This is a genomic window from Amycolatopsis sp. CA-126428, from assembly GCF_002904335.1.
Lineage (GTDB): Bacteria > Actinomycetota > Actinomycetes > Mycobacteriales > Pseudonocardiaceae > Amycolatopsis.
In genome coordinates this window covers 20,859-36,681 of sequence record NZ_PPHF01000087.1, presented here as the reverse complement: position 1 = coordinate 36,681, position 15,823 = coordinate 20,859, and the positions used below count along the sequence as shown (strand labels likewise).

Below are 15,823 nucleotides of genomic sequence, written 5' to 3'. Positions count from 1 at the left end.
GAGCGCAGCCAGGCGACGCTCGACCCGTACGGCCGAAAAGCGGCTGACAGCCGGGGCCGGGAGTCGTAGGGTTGCCGCGGGTGGAGGAGATCGTCACCCAGCTCGAAATGACCGCCGCCGATCAGCTCAACCCCGCTCCGCTCGTCGAGGGCGTGGCGCTGCGGACCACCCGGCCGGGGCCGCTGATCCGCGACCTGCACGTCCGGATCGGGACGCCCCACCGGTGGCCGAGCGCGTCCCGCGGCGACGAAGAATGGGATCGCTGGCTCGCCGCGCCGCGCCGGGAATACCGGCTCATCGAGTACTGCGGCGAGGTCGCCGGCGCCGCGGATTTCGAGCCGCAGCCCGGGAACGACGTCGAGATCACCACGTTCGGCCTGGTGCCGGAGTTCGTCGGCAAAGGACTCGGCGGCTTCGCGCTCACCCTGGTCGTCGCCGACGCGTGGGCGCTGCCCGGGACGCGGCGCGTCTGGCTGCACACCTCGACCCTCGATCACCCCAACGCGCTGCCGAACTACCTGCGGCGCGGGTTCCGCAGCTTCAGCCGTCCACTTTGACCGCGATGCCGACGGTCCGGTCCTGCGGGCCGCGCAGCTTGGAGAAGAACATCGTGACGCGCCCGACGATGCCGTACTTGCGGGCGATGGCCCGCCGGACCTGTTCGGTCCCGGCGGCGTCGAGCAGCCGGGCCTGACCGGACACCTTCGCGCCGTGCGTCTTCCGCCCGCGGACGTCGCAGGCCTGGACCTCCACCCGGCCGTCGTTGCGGATGCGCTTGACCTTGCCGGCCGCGCGCTCCGACCACAGCACCAGTTCGCCGTCGCGGCCCGCCACCCAGATCGGGGTCGGCACGGCCCGCCCGTCGCGCCGGAAGGTGGTCAGGACGACGTAGCGCTCGGCGGCGAGGCGGTCGGTTTCGGAGGTCATGGGCCCACCGTAGCCGGGTGGCGGACGGCGATGCCGGGATAGCGGGTGATCAGGCCCGTGTCGTCGTATTCGAGGACGCAGGCGAAGCCGAACGCGGGCGCCGCGTAGCCGTACCGGCCCGGCGCCAGGTGCTCGTAGGTCTGCTCGAGCCGGTCGACGCCGAGATCGGCCGCGCGGACGTAGGCGGCCGGCGCCTCGGCCCGGCCGCCCACCGGCAGGGCGAGCCGGTGCACCGGGAAGGTGTTCGTCATCGCGGACGCCTCGAGGTCGAGGTCGAGGCAGCCGTCCAGGTGCGGCGCGGGCCGCCCGTCGAGCCGCCAGTGCCCGCGGCCGTCGGCTTCGATCTCCAGATCCCGCGCACCGAGGCCGGTGATCCGCGCCGAGCGCAGCGTCCACTGTGGACCCACGGCGAGGGAGTAGCGCACCGCCCACGCGACGCCGTCCTCCACGGCGGTCGTGGCGCCTTCGACGAGCCAGCCGCCTTCGTGACGCCGGAACCGGGCCACTTCGAAGCCGGTGCGGGCGTCTTCGTGCCGCCAGGCGGCGCTGCCGGGGAAGGTCATGGCCCACCGTAACCGGCGTGAAAAATGCCTAGGCCTTTCGGCCCCGAAACCCCGCACGCTTGGAGGACGCGCTTCAACACCTCCACCTGCAACGCTTTCGGGGCCGCATTCCCGCACTCTGGAGGGCATCGATGGCGGTCGGACAGCAAATACCGGTTCATCCCCAGGCAGGGTTCTTCGGCGCCGGGCCGTATCCCGCGCGCCGGGCCGTCATCGCGCTCACCGCCGTCGTGGCGGGGTTCGTGCTGACCGCCATCTGGTCGGCGCCGTTCGTCGACTCCGTGATCGGCGACAGTGTCGCGAACGGACTCCTCGGCTACGACGCGAAGGCCACCCCGATCAGCAGCGTCCTCGCCGGGACGCTCTTCGCGTTCGTTTCCGGCCTCGCGGGGTCGTTCACCGCCTGCAACATCGCCGCCTTCGGCGCGGTCGCGCCGCTGGTCGGTGACCAGGCGGGGGAGAAGCGCAGCGCGCTCAAGCCGCTCGGCTGGATCGCCGCCGGCATGCTCACCGTTTCGGTCGCCTACGGTGTGATCGTCGCGCTCGTCGGCACGCGGATGCCGCAGTTCGACACCGCGAAGACCACCGGGCTCTCCCCGCGCAGCGTGCAGTCCATGATCGCCTTCGGCGTCGTCGGCCTGGTCTTCCTGCTGATGGGCCTGATCGCCCTCGGCATCCTCCGCAACCCCTTCGAGGGCTTCACCCGCCGCCACCCCGCGGCGCCGCTGGTGCTGATGGGCGCGCTCATCGGCGGATTCCTCATCGGACGGCCGTACCCGCTCTTCCGGGTCATGTTCCGCAGCGCCGCGGAGCAGCACAACGTGCTCTACGGCGCCGCCGCGTTCGCCCTCCAGTCGCTCGGCAACATCGTCGTCATGGCGGTGCTGTTCCTGATCCTCACGCGGGCCACGGGCGGGCGCGTGCAGCGCTGGCTGGCCGCGAAACCGGCGCGGATCGCGACCGTGACCGGGGTGGCGTTGCTCGTCGGCGGCACGTTCACGCTGCTCTACTGGGACGTCCGCGTGCTGGGCAGGCTCGGGATCATCTGGTTCCCGATGATCAACTGGTAGTCCCGAGCCAGCGGTAGTCGGGTGCCGGATCGAGCTGGACGCCGTTCGCGACGGTGATCAGCTCGGCCTCCGGCCGCGCGCCCGACACCCGCAGCCAGCGTCCCGACGGCAGCCGGACGAAGACCATCGCGTCCCGCCCGGTCGCCGGCGCCACGAAGAAGCCCTCGCCGCCGCGGACGGTCGCCGACACCGCCTTGTCCGGAGTGGGCGGGTTCGGCCCGGCGATGACCCGCAGCAGGGGAACCGCCGGGCGGGCCGGGTCGGCCGCGGTCAGCTCGGTCCCGGCGTTGCCGGGACCGGAGCCCTTCACCACGGTCGACCGTTCGGCCAGCCCCGGCGGCAGGGCACCGAACCGCAGCTCGCCGCGGACGCCGACCGGTTCGGCGGCGACCGAGTCGGCCACCCGCTGGGCGATCGCGCGGGCGTCCGGGATCCCGAGGACCTCCAGGACCAGCACGTGCCGGTCGCCGGCCAGCCAGGTGAGCTCCGCGGTGCCGCTGGAGCCGGTGAGCATGGCGACCCGGCCGTGCACCAGGACCTGGTCCTTGATCGACGCGATCTTCAGCGCGGTCTGCGACCACTCGGGGTCGGCGGTGGAGTACGCCAGCAGCGTGATCGCCGCCGGGCCGTCGAACCACCGCCGGACCTGCGGGGTGATCCCGGGCCCGCCTTCGCGGTACTGCTCGGTGAAGCCGTCCGGCAGCCACTCCGGGGTGTAGCCGAGCACCGGGCGGCTCGCGGCGGGCGCCAGGTCGGGCCGGGTCAGCAGCTGCATGCCGGAGACGGCGCCGACGACCAGCACGACCACGGCGGCGGCCACCAGGGCCAGCCGGGACGCCGGCTGCCGCTTCCGCCCGGCGCGCGCGAGCGCCTCGTGCACCGCCGCCGCGTCCGGGGCGCGGGCGGCGAGGCGGTCCAGGCTGTCCCGGATCAGCGTCTCGGTTTCGTGCTCGCTGCGGGTCATTCGGGGACTCCGGTGGTGACGACGGTGTGGTTCAACCAGGCTTGGCGCAGGGTGGCGAGGGCCCGCGAGATCTGGCTGCGCACGGTGGAGGTGCCGCACCGCAGGAACGCGGCGATCTCGGTGTCGGAGTAGTTCTCGTAGTAGCGCAGCACGACGGCCGCGCGCTGCTTGCGGGGCAGCGTGGCGAGCAGGCCGAGCATGGCGTCCCGCTCGTCGTAGGCGGCCGACGGGTCCGGTTCGGGCGGGCCGAGCGCGTCGAGGACGTCGTGGCTGCTCGACACCATCCGCCGCACCGCCCGCCGCCGCCACGACAGGTATTCGTTGGTGATCATCCGCCGCACGTAGGTCGGCGGCGCGGTGATGTGGTCCCACCGTTGCTGGGCGCGCAGGAGCACGTCCTGGACGACGTCCTGCGCCAGGTGCGGGTCGTTCGTCAGGACGGTGGCGTAGCGGAGCAGCCCGTCGAGCCGCTCCGCCACGAACTCTTCGAAGGTCACACGCGTCCTTTCGGTCACCACTGTGGACGCGTGAGGGGGCCCGGCCGCTGCGTGGCGGGCGGAAGTTTTTTCATCGCGGGATGACGTCCTCGAGCCGGGCGGCGCTCGCCGTCGTGGACCACCAGGAGGCCAGGTCCCCGACGACGTCGACGTTGTTGAACCGCCCGCCCGGGACCAGCTGCAGTGTTCGGCCGGCGCACGCGCGGAAACCAGACGAATCGGATGGCCGGAGCGTGAACGGCGGAGGCCGGATCGCCGCGCCGGCCGTGCCATTGACTGAGGTCCGGAGCCCCTTGACTACGCTGGTGGCCATGTCTGTCGCGGTGCGGGTGATCCCCTGTCTCGACGTCGACGCGGGCCGGGTGGTGAAGGGGGTCAACTTCGCCGGCCTCCGTGACGCCGGTGACCCTGTCGAGCTGGCCCGGCGCTACGACGCCGAAGGCGCCGACGAGCTCACTTTCCTCGACGTCACGGCCTCCTCCGGCGACCGCGAAACCACCTACGACGTCGTCCGCCGGACCGCCGAGCAGGTCTTCATCCCGCTCACCGTCGGGGGCGGGGTGCGCAGCAACGACGACGTCAACCGGCTGCTGCGGACCGGTGCCGACAAGGTCAGCATCAACACCGCCGCGATCGCCCGGCCCGAGTTCCTCAGCGAGGCGTCGAGGCGGTTCGGCGCCCAGTGCATCGTGCTGTCCGTCGACGCCCGGCGCGTGCCCGAGGGCGCCGAGCCGACGGCCTCCGGCTTCGAGGTGACCACCCACGGCGGCCGCCGCGGGACCGGGATCGACGCCGTCGAGTGGGCCGCCCGCGGCGAGGAACTCGGCGTCGGGGAGATCCTGCTGAACTCCATGGACGCCGACGGCACCAAGAACGGCTTCGACCTGGAGCTGATCGAACTCGTGCGCAAGGCCGTGCGCGTCCCGGTGATCGCCAGCGGCGGCGCCGGGGCCGTCGAGCACTTCCTGCCCGCCGTGCGGACCGGGGCCGACGCCGTGCTCGCCGCCAGCGTGTTCCACTTCGGACAGCTGAAGATCGGGGACGTCAAGGACGCCCTGCGCGAAGGCGGGGTCGAGGTCCGGTGAAGGCCTGGCAGGCACCCGCCGAGGTGAAGGTCACCGCCGCCCTGCTGATCGGGCTGCCGGTCGCGTGGGCGCTGCTCGACCTGATCCCGGTCATCAGTGCCGGGTCGAGCCTGGCCATCTACCGGATGCCCGCGCTCGCCCTGATCCTCGGCGGCGTCGTCACCACCGGGCTCGTCCTCAAACACGGCAGCGCACGCATCGGCGGCCTGGTCGTGGCGGTGGTGTTCGCGCTGCTGCACGCCTTCCTGCTGCTCGGTGCCGAGCTGTGGTTCAACAAGCTGTTCTCCGGCCTTTCGTTCGCGGGCTACGGCTACGCGTTCGTCCTGCTCAACTCGATGCCGCTCAAGCGGCACATCCTGGGAGCCAACGCATGACCCTCGACGCGGCCGTCTCGGCGCGCCTCAAGCGCAACGCCGACGGGCTGATCGCCGCGGTCGTCGTCGAGCACGCCACTTCGGACGTGCTGATGATGGCCTGGATGAACGACGACGCCCTCGCCGCCACCCTCGCCACCCGCCGCGGCACGTACTGGTCGCGCAGCCGGCGGAAGCTGTGGGTCAAGGGCGAGACGTCCGGCCACTACCAGCACGTTCGCGAAGTGCGGATCGACTGCGACGGCGATACGGTCCTGCTGCGCGTCGACCAGACCGGCCCGGCCTGTCACACCGGCACGCACACCTGCTTCGACACCGAGGAACGCCTCCTCCTGGCCGATGAGAAAGAGCTCGCGTGACCATCGTCGCCGACATCCTGGTCGGGCTCGTCGCCCTGATCCACCTCTACATCGTCGTCCTGGAGATGTTCCTCTGGACGTCGCCGCGCGCCCGCGCCGGCTTCGGCACGACGAAGGAGTTCGCGGAGGAGAGCAAGACGCTCGCCGCGAACCAGGGCCTGTACAACGGCTTCCTGGCGCTCGCGCTGGTGTGGGGCCTCATCGCGAGCGACCCGACCGGGTTCCAGCTCAAGCTGTACGGCATCGTCTGCGTGATCATCGCGGGCCTCTACGGGGCGGCGACGGCCAGCAAGCGGATCCTGTTCGTGCAGGTGGTCCCGGGCGCGCTGGCGCTCATCGCCCTGCTGCTCGCGCGGTAGGCACCCCCTGGCCGGGGACTGGCTGCCGCCGCCGGAGCGCACCGAGCCGGACTGGGCGGCCTGGGGTTCGGCGACGCTGCAGGCGAGGTTCGCGCGCTGGGTGTTCGCCACGGTCGCGGGCGTGCTGATCGCCGCGGCCTGCTTGTTCGCCGGTCTCGTGGTGCCCGCGGTGGGCGCCGCGGTCCTCACCGGGGTCCCCGGATGCTGGAGTTTCGCGGGTCACCGGCGGACGGTCGCCGCCCGCCGGACGGGCTGGCGCACCGCGACGATCACCCTCACCGGAATGGGGGCCACGATGAGCATGCGGGGCACCATGGCGGTGCGGATTTCGGACGGAAGCCGCATCGACCTCCGGCCGGGGGAGACCAACGCCGCGGTGCGGGCCCTTTCCGAGCTGCGGGACGTGCCCGCGCTCGTGGCCGGGGACGGGCCCGCCGGGCTGACGGTGCTCATCCCGCCCAAGCCGCCCCTGCGCGAGAAGCCGGTGCTGTTCGGGGCCCGCGCCGAGACCTACCGGTGGCTGCCGGAATCCTGAGCCAGCCGGTCGAGCACGGAACGCCACGCCCGGGCGGAGACGGTCAGCTGACCGGCCCGGCGGGCCTTCGTGTCCCGCACGCCCACGACCGGCCCGAGCGCCACCTCGACGCAGCTGTAGTTTTCCCCGCTGTACGAGGACTTCCGCCAAACGGCCATGTGGTCGCCTCCGCTAGTGTGCTGCCTCCTCGAGCAGCTCCCGGGAGGCGGCTTCGCTCAACGCTTGCTCGCCAAGCATCTTAACCACCCGCTGGTGGGCGACGGTTTGCGTTTTTTCGTGCAGGAACGCGCTCGAATGGGCGTGCTCGACGAAAGTGATCGGGGGCGTGCCGGGGAACTCGTAGATCTCAAACGGTCCCAGCAGGCCGGTGTGGTAGCCGATTCCGGCGGGCACCACCCGCACGGAAACGTTCGCCCGCCGTGATATTTCGAGCAGATGATCGATTTGGTCGGACATGACCTCCGCGGTGCCGACGGTCTCCCGGATCGCCCATTCGCCGATCAGGGCGCGGAGCGCGACCGGGTCCCGCCGCGTGAGCACCGCCTGCCGCTTGAGCCGGATGCGCAGGCGCTTGTCGGCTTCCTCGACCGGAACCGAAGAAGCCTCCATGATCGACCGGATGTAGTCCGGGGTCTGCAGCAGTCCAGGCATGAGCAAGGGCGACCAGGCGGTGATCTTGGTTGCGGTGCTCTCGAAGGCCAGGAGCGCCGTGAGGGCATGGGAGATGTCCGCGTTGCTCGACGCCAGCCAATTGGGCTTGCGGGCGTGCCGGGCGAGCGTCCGGATCCGGTCGCGTTGCTCCCCGTGGATGCCCAGCAGGGCGAGGATCGCCGACACGTCCTCCACACTCGGCAGGCGATGCCCCTTCTCCCACGCCGACAACAGCTGAGGGAGGATTCCCAGCTCGTCGGCGAGAACGCGTAGACCGACTTTGCGTGCTTCGCGTTCTTCGCGCAGTGAAGCGGCGAGAGTTCTCGCGGCGGGCCCCGAAGACGTTGGCTTCATGAGCCGATAATACGAATCCCGTCGATTCCCCGAATGTGCGAATGGTGTCCACGAAATGCGAGGAATCGGCACTCCTTCCGGCATTCGGGTGACGACCGGTGGCCGTGGGGCCTGCTCCCTTGCACGCTCGGCGCGGCCGTCCGGTTGCCTCGCCGCCCTGTGCCGTTTCTCGCAGCATCGGCGCTGCTCAAGGCTTCTAAGCTCGGCTGATGGACCCCTTCGGCGGTTTCGTCAAGCGGCGGTGGGTGTGGTTCGCCCTCCCGGTGGCCGTGGTGACCGTCTTCGCCTTTTCCCCGGACGGCGTGGCGGAATTCGGAGTGGTTGCCGAGGTCGCCGTCCTGCTCGCGGTGGGGGCCGGCTGCGCGGTCTGGCGCCTGCGGGTGTCGGCCCGGAACCGCGCCGCCGCGCGGGAAACCGGGTTCGGGGGCTGGCTGCCGCCGCCGACCGGCCACGACCACGACCGCCGGATCGACTTCGCCGCCGAAACCGGGCGGCTGCGCCGGGTGGCGCTTCGGGCGGCGGCGTTCGTCCTCGCGTGGGTGGCACTGGCCGGCGCCGGGGCCGCGGATCTGGTCCTGCTCGGCAAGGCCGCCGACGACCTCCTCGCGACCGGCGCCCGGACCACCGGCGAGGTGGTTTCCGTACGGACCTACAGCCGGGACGGCGGGATGACGTTCGAGGTGCGCTACGGCTCGCGGCTCGCGGAGATCGTCCGCGACTCGAAGGACTCCTACCTCGCCGGCGAGCGGGTCACCGTGGTGTTCGACCCGGCCGATCCGGACCGCGTGCGGACCACGAAAGAGGAGAACAAGAGCGGGTTCCTCGTCAACCTCGGCTACGTCCTGCTCGTCGCCGGCTCGCTCGGCACGCTGTTCGCCGTCTGGGCCGCGGTGGGCTGGTGGGGCCGGGCCCGCGCGGTCGCGGTCACCGGGTGGCGGAACGCGACGGTCGACATCGTGCGCGTCTTCGCCCGCAGCAGCCGCTCGCTGAAGCGGCCACCGCCGGAGATCCACGTCCGCTACCGCGAGGGCACCGGCCTCGTGCTGAAGGCGATGTCGTCGACGCACGGGGCCAACGCGCTGGCGGACTTCACCGACCGGCTCGCGTGGGTGGGCGGCTGGGGACGGCACATGGTCGTCCTCTTCCCGAACGGCCCGAGCCGCCCCGGTCCGTACGCCGTGCCCGCTTACGCGGTGAACCTGCGCACCGAGGGCGGGGGCCGCCGGTGACCGGCGAGCGGCGGCGGACCGGGTGGTGCGTCGTCACGGTGGCCGCGGTGCTCGTCTTCCTGTTCTTCGGCGCGGGCACGGCGTACTCGCTGCTGACCCCGGACTACGACTTCGCGGACGGCGAACTCCTCGGCGAGGCCGGCATCCTGACCGGCTCCCTGGCCCTGGCCGGGTTCGGCCTCCACCGCCTGCACGCCCCGGACCGCCGGCTGCTCGCCGCGGTGCCGGACTTCGGCGCCTGGCTGCCCGCGCGGGACGGCACCCACGGCGAGGGCCGGGTCGACCTCGGCGCGCAGGCCGCGCGCCTGCGCCGGACCGCCCGCCGGGCCACCGGGATCGCCGCCGCCTGGGCCGCGCTGTTCGCGGCCGGCCTCGCCGGGGTGATCGCCGCCGACCGCGCCGCCGCGGACCTCCTGGTCACCGGCGTCCGCGGGGAAGGCACGGTGCTCGACGTCTTCGACCCGGCCCGGGGCTCGCCGTCGATCCGGGTGCGCTACCCCGCGCCGGAGGTGTCCCGGATCGAGGACATCGCCGTCGGCTCCGGGCACGAGTACCACGTCGGCGAGCCGGTGACCGTCGTCTACGACCCCGCCGACCCGGCGCACGTCCGCACCACCGCCGAGGCGAACGGAAACCCGGTCCTGGTGGATTTCGGCGTCGTGTTCCTCGTGACCGGCTTCGTCGCGCTGCCGGTGGCGGCGACGGCGGCGCTGGGCTGGTGGCGCCGGGCCCGCGCGGTCGCGGCCACCGGCTGGCGGATCGCGACGGTGACCGCCGTGCCGCCCGGCGGGCGCCGGGCGGACATCGAGGCCCGCTACCGCGACGGCAGCGGCATCGTGCTGCGCTGCGCGCCGTCGCTGCACGACCCCGGCACCCCGGTCCGCCGCCGGGCGTGGATCGGCGGCTGGGGACGGCAGCTGGTCGTCCTCTTCCCGCCCGGCCGGGACCGGCCCGGCCCGCGCCCCTTCCCGGTGATCGCGGCCGGGCCGCGGGTTCAGCCGATTTCGCCGGTCAGGTAGCGCTGCAGGTTCGGCGCGATCGCCCGCACCAGGACCTCGACGTCCTCGGTGGCGAGCGGCTCGAACTTCGCCACGTACCGGACCATGCCCAGGCCCACCATCTGGGTCGCGCACAGGTTCATGCGCAGCGGGGTGTCGTCCGAGCCCATCGAGGTGATCAGCGCGCTGAAGAACCGCTGGAAGAAGTCGCGCAGCACGTGCCCGGCCTGCTCGTGGCCGGTGACGCTGCGGATGAGCGCCACGAACTGGCCGCCGCCCGCGCTGTCCCAGCGGGTGATGAAGGTGCGGACGATCCGCTCGCCCAGCTCGTCGTCGGGGCCGTGGCGCAGGATCTTCTGCAGCTCCATGGGGTCGAACGGCAGCTCGAGGACCGCCTGGGCGAACAGGCCCTCCTTGCTGCCGAACCAGTGGTTGACCATCGCCGCGTCGACACCGGCGCGGGTGGCGATCGCGCGCACGGTCGCCCCGTCGTACCCGTTTTCGGCGAACACCGACCGCGCGGCTTCGATCAGCGCCGTCCGGGTGTCCTGGCCGGCGGGCCGCCGGCCGCGGCGGCGGGCCGTAGTCTCGCTGTTGTCCGTGGCGCTCACGACTCCATCATGACCCATGCGCCCACTGAATTCAACAATCATTGAATTTCGGGCCCGGCGCGGGCGGGATCCGCCGGGGCGGCACAATGAGGTCCATGGTCAGCGCATCCGCCGGTTCGGCCGGTCCCGGCACGGTCAGCCCGTCCCGCGAGGACTTCCGCGTCCTCGCCGAGAGCCGCCGCGTGATCCCGGTCGTGCGCCGGGTCCTCGCCGACGGCGAGACCCCGATCGGGGTGTACCGCAAGCTCGCCGCCGACCGGCCCGGCACCTTCCTCTTCGAGTCCGCCGAGAACGGCGCGTCCTGGACCCGCTGGTCGTTCATCGGGGTCCGCAGCCCGGCCGCGCTCACCGTCCGCGACGGCGAAGCGGTCTGGACCGGCACCCCGCCGGTCGGCCTGCCCTCCGATGGCAACCCCCTGGAAGTCCTGCGCAAGACCATCGAAGCCCTGCACACCGAGCCGCTGCCCGGCCTGCCCCCGCTGACCGGCGGCATGGTCGGCTACATCGGCTACGACGCCGTGCGCTGGCTGGAAAAGCTGCCGGAGCTGGCCGAACGCGACCTCGACATCCCCGAGCTGACCATGCTCCTGGCCACCGACCTGGCCGCGTTCGACCACCACGAAGGCACGGTCACGCTCATCGCGAACGCCGTCAACTGGGACGACTCGCCCGAGCGCGTGGACGCGGCCTACGACGACGCCGTCGCCCGGCTGAGCGCGATGACCGAGCAGCTGCAGGTGGCCGCGCCCGCCACCATCGCCGCGTTCGACCGGCCCGTGCCGGAATTCACCCGGAAGCGTTCGAAGGCGGACTTCCACGCGGCGGTGGAGAAGGCCGTCGAGGCGATCAAGGCCGGCGAAGCGTTCCAGATCGTGCCGTCGCAACGGTTCGAGATCCCCACCGCCGCCGACGCGATCGACATCTACCGCGTGCTCCGGACGTCCAACCCGAGCCCGTACATGTACCTGCTGCGGCTGGAGGGCTTCGACATCGTCGGCTCCAGCCCCGAATCCCTGGTCACCGTGCGGGACGGCCGCGCGACCACGCACCCGATCGCCGGCACCCGCTGGCGCGGCGCCGACCCCGAAGAAGACGCCCAGCTGGCCAAGGACCTCCTGGCCGACGAGAAGGAGCGCGCCGAACACCTGATGCTCGTCGACCTCGGCCGCAACGACCTGGGCAAGGTCTGCAAGCCGGGCACCGTGCGCGTCGTCGACTTCTTCCAGATCGAGCGCTACAGCCACGTGATGCACATCGTGTCCACCGTCACCGGTGAGCTGGCCGACGGCAAGACGGCGTTCGACGCGGTCACCGCGTGTTTCCCGGCCGGGACGCTGTCCGGGGCGCCCAAGGTCCGCGCGATGGAGCTGATCGAAGAGCTGGAGCCGGTCCGCCGCGCGCTGTACGGCGGGGTCGTCGGCTACCTCGACTTCGCCGGCGACGCCGACACGGCCATCGCGATCCGCACGGCCCTGGTGAAGGACGGCATCGCGCACGTTCAGGCCGGCGGCGGGGTGGTCGCCGACTCGGTGCCGGACTACGAGGACACCGAATCGCTGAACAAGGCCCGGACCGTGCTCTCGGCGGTGGCCGCCGCGCAGACGATGGTGGCGGCGGGTGCGCTCGACCCGGCCGCGGACGCCGCTCATGTCTGACGCGCCGGACGCGCCGGGCGCCGCCTCCCCGGCTGCCGACGCGGCCGCTCCGGCGGCGACGGCGTCGAGGTGTCCACTGTGGATGATCGTGGTCGCGCTCCTGCTGGGCGCGCTCGCGCTGTGGGGTGCGTCACGGCTGACCTGGTTCGCCGAGTTCCGCGACGGCGGGGTCCGCGGCACGGTGCTCCACCGCGAAACCGGCGAGCAGCAGGCGACCGCACTGGTCCCGCTGGCCCTGCTCGCGCTGGCCGGCGTGGCCGGGGTCGTGGCCACCGGCGGCTGGGCGCGGCGCGTCCTCGGCGTCGTGCTGGCGCTCGCCGGGGCCGCGGCGATCTGGAGCGGCGTCGCCGGGGTCCGGTTCGGCGGTTTCGCGGACGGCCTGCCGGTGACCGAGATGCTGCTCGGTCGCGGCCTGGCCGTGCTCGGGGGAATTCTCGTCGCCGCCGGCGGGTTGGTCGCCGTCAAGGGCGCCGGCCGGGCCGCGCGCCTCGGCACGAAGTACGCGGCCCCGGCCACCCGGAAAAAGGTCCGTGACCCCGACGCCGAGCTGTGGGAAGCCCTGTCCGAAGGGGAAGATCCGACGGACGTCCGGGGCAGGCATTCGGAGTAACGCACGCACCCGGAACCGAGCGCTCCAGATGCGGGGGTTAGCATCGTTTCGGCGGGAAGGGGAAGGTTTTTGTGAGCGACCTTGCGAGTGAATCCGTGAGCACGTGCCCTGGTGGGGGCGCCCGGTGAGCGTGCTCGAAGACATCGTCGCCGGCGTGCGGGAAGATCTCGCCGTGCGGGAATCCGCGCTGCCGTTCGACGAGCTGAAGATCCGCGCGGCCGCCGCCCCGGCGCCGCGCGACGTGATGGCCGCCCTGCGCGAGTCCGGCATCGGCGTGATCGCCGAAGTCAAGCGGCGCAGCCCCTCGAAGGGCGACCTGGCCGACATCCCCGACCCGGCCGCGCTGGCGAAGGACTACGAAGCCGGCGGGGCGCGCGTGATCAGCGTGCTCACCGAGCAGCGCCGCTTCGGCGGTTCGCTGGCCGACCTGGACGCGGTCCGCGCGGCGGTGGACATCCCCATCCTGCGCAAGGACTTCGTCGTCAGCCCGTACCAGGTGCACGAGGCCCGCCTGCACGGCGCCGACATGGTGCTGCTGATCGTCGCCGCGCTGGAGCAGAACGCGCTCGTCTCGCTGCTCGACCGCGTCGAATCGCTCGGCATGACCGCGCTGGTGGAGATCCACAACGCCGAGGAGGCCGACCGGGCCCTCGAGGCGGGCGCCAAGGTCATCGGCGTCAACGCGCGCAACCTGCACACCCTCGAGGTGGACCGGGACGTCTTCTCGCGGCTGGCCCCCGGCCTGCCGATGGACGTCTACAAGGTCGCCGAATCCGGGGTCCGCGGGCCGGGCGACCTGATGTCCTACGCGGGCCACGGCGCCGACGCGGTGCTGGTCGGCGAGGGGCTCGTCGCCTCCGGCGACCCGAAGGGTTCCCTGGTCAAGCTGGTCACCGCCGGTTCCCACCCCGCCTGCCCGAGGCCGTCGCGGTGACCCAGGAGCACGGTGTTGTCGAAGAGCCTCAGGCGGCGTTCGGCACGCACGACCCGGACGAGCGCGGTTATTACGGCCCGTACGGCGGCCGGTTCATGCCGGAGGCGCTGATCGGCGTCGTCGACGAGGTCGCCACCGAGTACGACAAGGCCCGGCACGACCCGGAGTTCCTGAACGAGTTCAACCGCCTGCTGCGCGATTACGCCGGCCGCCCGTCGCTGCTCACCGAGGCCAAGCGCTTCGGTGAGCACGCCGGCGGCGCGCGCGTGTTCCTCAAGCGCGAGGACCTGAACCACACCGGCTCCCACAAGATCAACAACGTGCTGGGCCAGGCGCTGCTCACCAAGCGGATGGGCAAGAAGCGCGTCATCGCCGAAACCGGCGCGGGCCAGCACGGCGTCGCGACGGCCACCGCCTGCGCGCTGCTCGACCTCGACTGCGTCGTCTACATGGGCGAGGTCGACACCGAGCGCCAGGCGCTGAACGTGGCCCGGATGCGGCTGCTCGGCGCCGAGGTGATCCCGGTCAAGACCGGGTCGCGGACGCTGAAGGACGCGATCAACGAGGCGCTGCGCGACTGGGTCACCAACGCCGACACCACGCACTACCTCTTCGGCACGGCCGCCGGGCCGGCGCCGTTCCCGACGATGGTGCGCAACTTCCACCACGTCATCGGCACCGAGGCCCGCGAGCAGATCCTCGAGCAGGCCGGCCGCCTGCCCGACGTCGTCGCGGCCTGCGTCGGCGGCGGCTCGAACGCGATCGGCATCTTCTCCGGCTTCTACGACGACCCGTCCGTGCGGCTGGTCGGCCTGGAGCCGGGCGGCGAGGGCATCGAGGGCAACCGCCACGGCGCCACCCTGACCAAGGGCACCCCGGGCAACCTGCACGGCGCGATGACGTACCTGCTGCAGGACGAGGACGGCCAGACGGTCGAGTCGCACTCGATCTCGGCCGGGCTGGACTACCCGGGCGTCGGCCCGGAGCACGCGTGGCTCAAGGACACCGGCCGCGCCGAGTACCGGCCGGTCACCGACGCCGAGGCGATGGACGCGTTCAAGCTGCTGTCCCGCACCGAGGGCATCATCCCCGCGATCGAGTCGGCGCACGCGCTGGCCGGCGCGCTGGTGCTGGGCCGCGAGCTGGGCCCGGACGGGCTGATCGTGGTGAACCTGTCGGGCCGCGGCGACAAGGACATGGACACGGCGGCCAAGTGGTTCGGACTGGTGAACGGATGAGCGGGCTCGACGACCTCTTCGCCGCGACACGCGCCGAGGGGCGCGCCGCGCTGATCGGCTACCTCCCGGCGGGCTTCCCGACGGTGGCCGGCTCGAAGGACCTGATCGCGGCCTGCGTCGACGGCGGCGCGGACCTGATCGAGGTCGGCGTCCCGTATTCGGACCCGGTGATGGACGGCCCGACCATCCAGGCCGCCTCGGTGACCGCGCTGGACAACGGCTTCCGTCTCAAGCACCTGTTCGAGGTGGTCGAATCGGTGTCTTCGCGGGGCGGCCGCGCGGTGGTGATGACGTACTGGAACCCGGTGAACCGCTACGGCGTGGACCGCTTCGCGCGTGACCTCGCTTCGGCGGGCGGCCTCGGCCTGATCACGCCGGACCTGATCCCGGACGAGGCCGGCGCGTGGCTTTCGGCTTCGGAGACGCACGGCTTGGACCGGACGTTCCTGGTGGCGCCTTCGTCCTCGGAGGAGCGGCTCGCCTTGACGGCAGCGGCGTCGTCGGGCTTCATCTACGCGACCGCGGTGATGGGCGTGACCGGCGCCCGCGACCAGGTCGGCGCGGGAGCGGAGGAGCTGGTGCGCCGCACACGGGTGCACACTTCGCTTCCGATCGGCGTGGGCTTGGGCGTGCGATCGGGCGAGCAGGCGGCCCAGGTGGCCTCGTTCGCGGACGCGGTGATCGTGGGCTCGGCCCTGGTCACGGCGGCGGCCGAGGGTGCTTCGGGTGTGCGTGCCCTGTCCGCCGAGCTGGCCGAAGGCGTACGCCGGGCGGTCGCCACCGCTTGACCTGGAGTGCGCTCCAGGTGCG

Annotated in this window: 22 protein-coding genes; 14 read left to right on the top strand and 8 right to left on the bottom strand. The window is 72.3% G+C overall.

Annotated elements, in window-relative coordinates:
• Window positions 1–80 precede the first annotated feature (80 nt).
• Window positions 81–557: a GNAT family N-acetyltransferase gene (locus tag C2L58_RS23605; RefSeq protein ID WP_103339794.1), complete on the top strand. Its 477-nt coding sequence runs from the start codon at window positions 81–83 to the stop codon at window positions 555–557.
• On the opposite strand, the gene C2L58_RS23600 is transcribed toward C2L58_RS23605, so the two are convergent.
• Window positions 541–927 (bottom strand): PPOX class F420-dependent oxidoreductase, encoded by a 387-nt coding sequence (locus tag C2L58_RS23600; protein ID WP_103339793.1) that lies wholly within the window; start codon window positions 925–927, stop codon window positions 541–543. The two genes, C2L58_RS23605 and C2L58_RS23600, sit on opposite strands and share 17 nt — an antisense overlap.
• Window positions 924–1,490: a putative glycolipid-binding domain-containing protein gene (locus C2L58_RS23595; protein WP_103339792.1), complete on the bottom strand. Its 567-nt coding sequence runs from the start codon at window positions 1,488–1,490 to the stop codon at window positions 924–926. Before C2L58_RS23595 ends, C2L58_RS23600 begins: the two co-directional genes overlap by 4 nt.
• A 131-nt stretch (window positions 1,491–1,621) precedes the next feature.
• Here C2L58_RS23595 and C2L58_RS23590 point away from each other — a divergent pair, with 131 nt between their 5' ends.
• Window positions 1,622–2,560: a hypothetical protein gene (locus C2L58_RS23590; protein ID WP_103339791.1), complete on the top strand. Its 939-nt coding sequence runs from the start codon at window positions 1,622–1,624 to the stop codon at window positions 2,558–2,560.
• On the opposite strand, the gene C2L58_RS23585 is transcribed toward C2L58_RS23590, so the two are convergent.
• The 3 genes from C2L58_RS23585 to C2L58_RS23575 all read right to left on the bottom strand — a co-directional run bounded on the left by C2L58_RS23585 (window position 2,550) and on the right by C2L58_RS23575 (window position 4,334).
• Complete coding sequence (locus tag C2L58_RS23585) at window positions 2,550–3,524, bottom strand: hypothetical protein (protein ID WP_103339790.1); 975 nt, start codon at window positions 3,522–3,524, stop codon at window positions 2,550–2,552. The two genes, C2L58_RS23590 and C2L58_RS23585, sit on opposite strands and share 11 nt — an antisense overlap.
• Window positions 3,521–4,021, bottom strand: coding sequence for a SigE family RNA polymerase sigma factor (locus tag C2L58_RS23580; protein ID WP_103339789.1), 501 nt, complete (start codon window positions 4,019–4,021; stop codon window positions 3,521–3,523). Before C2L58_RS23580 ends, C2L58_RS23585 begins: the two co-directional genes overlap by 4 nt.
• A 70-nt stretch (window positions 4,022–4,091) precedes the next feature.
• Complete coding sequence (locus tag C2L58_RS23575; RefSeq protein WP_103339788.1) at window positions 4,092–4,334, bottom strand: hypothetical protein; 243 nt, start codon at window positions 4,332–4,334, stop codon at window positions 4,092–4,094.
• Between C2L58_RS23575 and hisF the strand changes: the two genes are divergently transcribed.
• From hisF to C2L58_RS23550, 5 genes are all read left to right on the top strand, one after another.
• On the top strand, window positions 4,333–5,106 hold the full coding sequence (hisF, locus tag C2L58_RS23570; RefSeq protein ID WP_014466799.1) for an imidazole glycerol phosphate synthase subunit HisF: 774 nt from the start codon (window positions 4,333–4,335) through the stop codon (window positions 5,104–5,106). The genes C2L58_RS23575 and hisF overlap by 2 nt on opposite strands.
• Entirely contained in the window at window positions 5,103–5,480 is a 378-nt protein-coding gene (locus C2L58_RS23565) for a hypothetical protein (protein ID WP_103339787.1), read from the top strand. Before hisF ends, C2L58_RS23565 begins: the two co-directional genes overlap by 4 nt.
• Entirely contained in the window at window positions 5,477–5,839 is a 363-nt protein-coding gene (gene hisI / locus C2L58_RS23560) for a phosphoribosyl-AMP cyclohydrolase (RefSeq protein WP_013224158.1), read from the top strand. Before C2L58_RS23565 ends, hisI begins: the two co-directional genes overlap by 4 nt.
• Entirely contained in the window at window positions 5,836–6,198 is a 363-nt protein-coding gene (locus C2L58_RS23555; RefSeq protein ID WP_103339786.1) for a DUF1304 domain-containing protein, read from the top strand. Before hisI ends, C2L58_RS23555 begins: the two co-directional genes overlap by 4 nt.
• A gap of 100 nt (window positions 6,199–6,298) precedes the next feature.
• Window positions 6,299–6,733, top strand: a complete 435-nt coding sequence (locus tag C2L58_RS23550) for a hypothetical protein (RefSeq protein WP_103339785.1) — start codon at window positions 6,299–6,301, stop codon at window positions 6,731–6,733.
• Here C2L58_RS23550 and C2L58_RS23545 read toward each other — a convergent pair.
• Both C2L58_RS23545 and C2L58_RS23540 read right to left on the bottom strand, forming a co-directional pair.
• A complete protein-coding gene (locus C2L58_RS23545; protein WP_103339784.1) occupies window positions 6,709–6,891 on the bottom strand; it encodes a DUF397 domain-containing protein in 183 nt (60 codons plus the stop codon). The genes C2L58_RS23550 and C2L58_RS23545 overlap by 25 nt on opposite strands.
• A 13-nt stretch (window positions 6,892–6,904) precedes the next feature.
• A complete protein-coding gene (locus C2L58_RS23540; protein WP_103339783.1) occupies window positions 6,905–7,738 on the bottom strand; it encodes a helix-turn-helix domain-containing protein in 834 nt (277 codons plus the stop codon).
• A 209-nt stretch (window positions 7,739–7,947) separates the two neighbouring features.
• Between C2L58_RS23540 and C2L58_RS23535 the strand changes: the two genes are divergently transcribed.
• Window positions 7,948–8,967 (top strand): DUF3592 domain-containing protein, encoded by a 1,020-nt coding sequence (locus C2L58_RS23535; protein ID WP_103339782.1) that lies wholly within the window; start codon window positions 7,948–7,950, stop codon window positions 8,965–8,967.
• Window positions 8,964–9,986, top strand: coding sequence for a DUF3592 domain-containing protein (locus C2L58_RS51385; protein ID WP_103339781.1), 1,023 nt, complete (start codon window positions 8,964–8,966; stop codon window positions 9,984–9,986). Before C2L58_RS23535 ends, C2L58_RS51385 begins: the two co-directional genes overlap by 4 nt.
• Here C2L58_RS51385 and C2L58_RS23525 read toward each other — a convergent pair.
• On the bottom strand, window positions 9,962–10,594 hold the full coding sequence (locus tag C2L58_RS23525; protein ID WP_103339780.1) for a TetR/AcrR family transcriptional regulator: 633 nt from the start codon (window positions 10,592–10,594) through the stop codon (window positions 9,962–9,964). The genes C2L58_RS51385 and C2L58_RS23525 overlap by 25 nt on opposite strands.
• Window positions 10,595–10,671: 77 nt before the next feature.
• Between C2L58_RS23525 and C2L58_RS23520 the strand changes: the two genes are divergently transcribed.
• From C2L58_RS23520 to trpA, 5 genes are all read left to right on the top strand, one after another.
• Window positions 10,672–12,231 (top strand): anthranilate synthase component I, encoded by a 1,560-nt coding sequence (locus C2L58_RS23520; RefSeq protein WP_103339779.1) that lies wholly within the window; start codon window positions 10,672–10,674, stop codon window positions 12,229–12,231.
• 82 nt (window positions 12,232–12,313) lie between these two features.
• Window positions 12,314–12,841: a Trp biosynthesis-associated membrane protein gene (locus C2L58_RS23515; RefSeq protein ID WP_103339778.1), complete on the top strand. Its 528-nt coding sequence runs from the start codon at window positions 12,314–12,316 to the stop codon at window positions 12,839–12,841.
• Window positions 12,842–12,965: 124 nt separating this feature from the next.
• Window positions 12,966–13,775: an indole-3-glycerol phosphate synthase TrpC gene (trpC, locus tag C2L58_RS23510; RefSeq protein WP_103339777.1), complete on the top strand. Its 810-nt coding sequence runs from the start codon at window positions 12,966–12,968 to the stop codon at window positions 13,773–13,775.
• A complete protein-coding gene (gene trpB / locus C2L58_RS23505; protein ID WP_103339776.1) occupies window positions 13,772–15,013 on the top strand; it encodes a tryptophan synthase subunit beta in 1,242 nt (413 codons plus the stop codon). Before trpC ends, trpB begins: the two co-directional genes overlap by 4 nt.
• Window positions 15,010–15,801 (top strand): tryptophan synthase subunit alpha, encoded by a 792-nt coding sequence (gene trpA, locus C2L58_RS23500; RefSeq protein ID WP_103339775.1) that lies wholly within the window; start codon window positions 15,010–15,012, stop codon window positions 15,799–15,801. Before trpB ends, trpA begins: the two co-directional genes overlap by 4 nt.
• Window positions 15,802–15,823 lie beyond the last annotated feature (22 nt).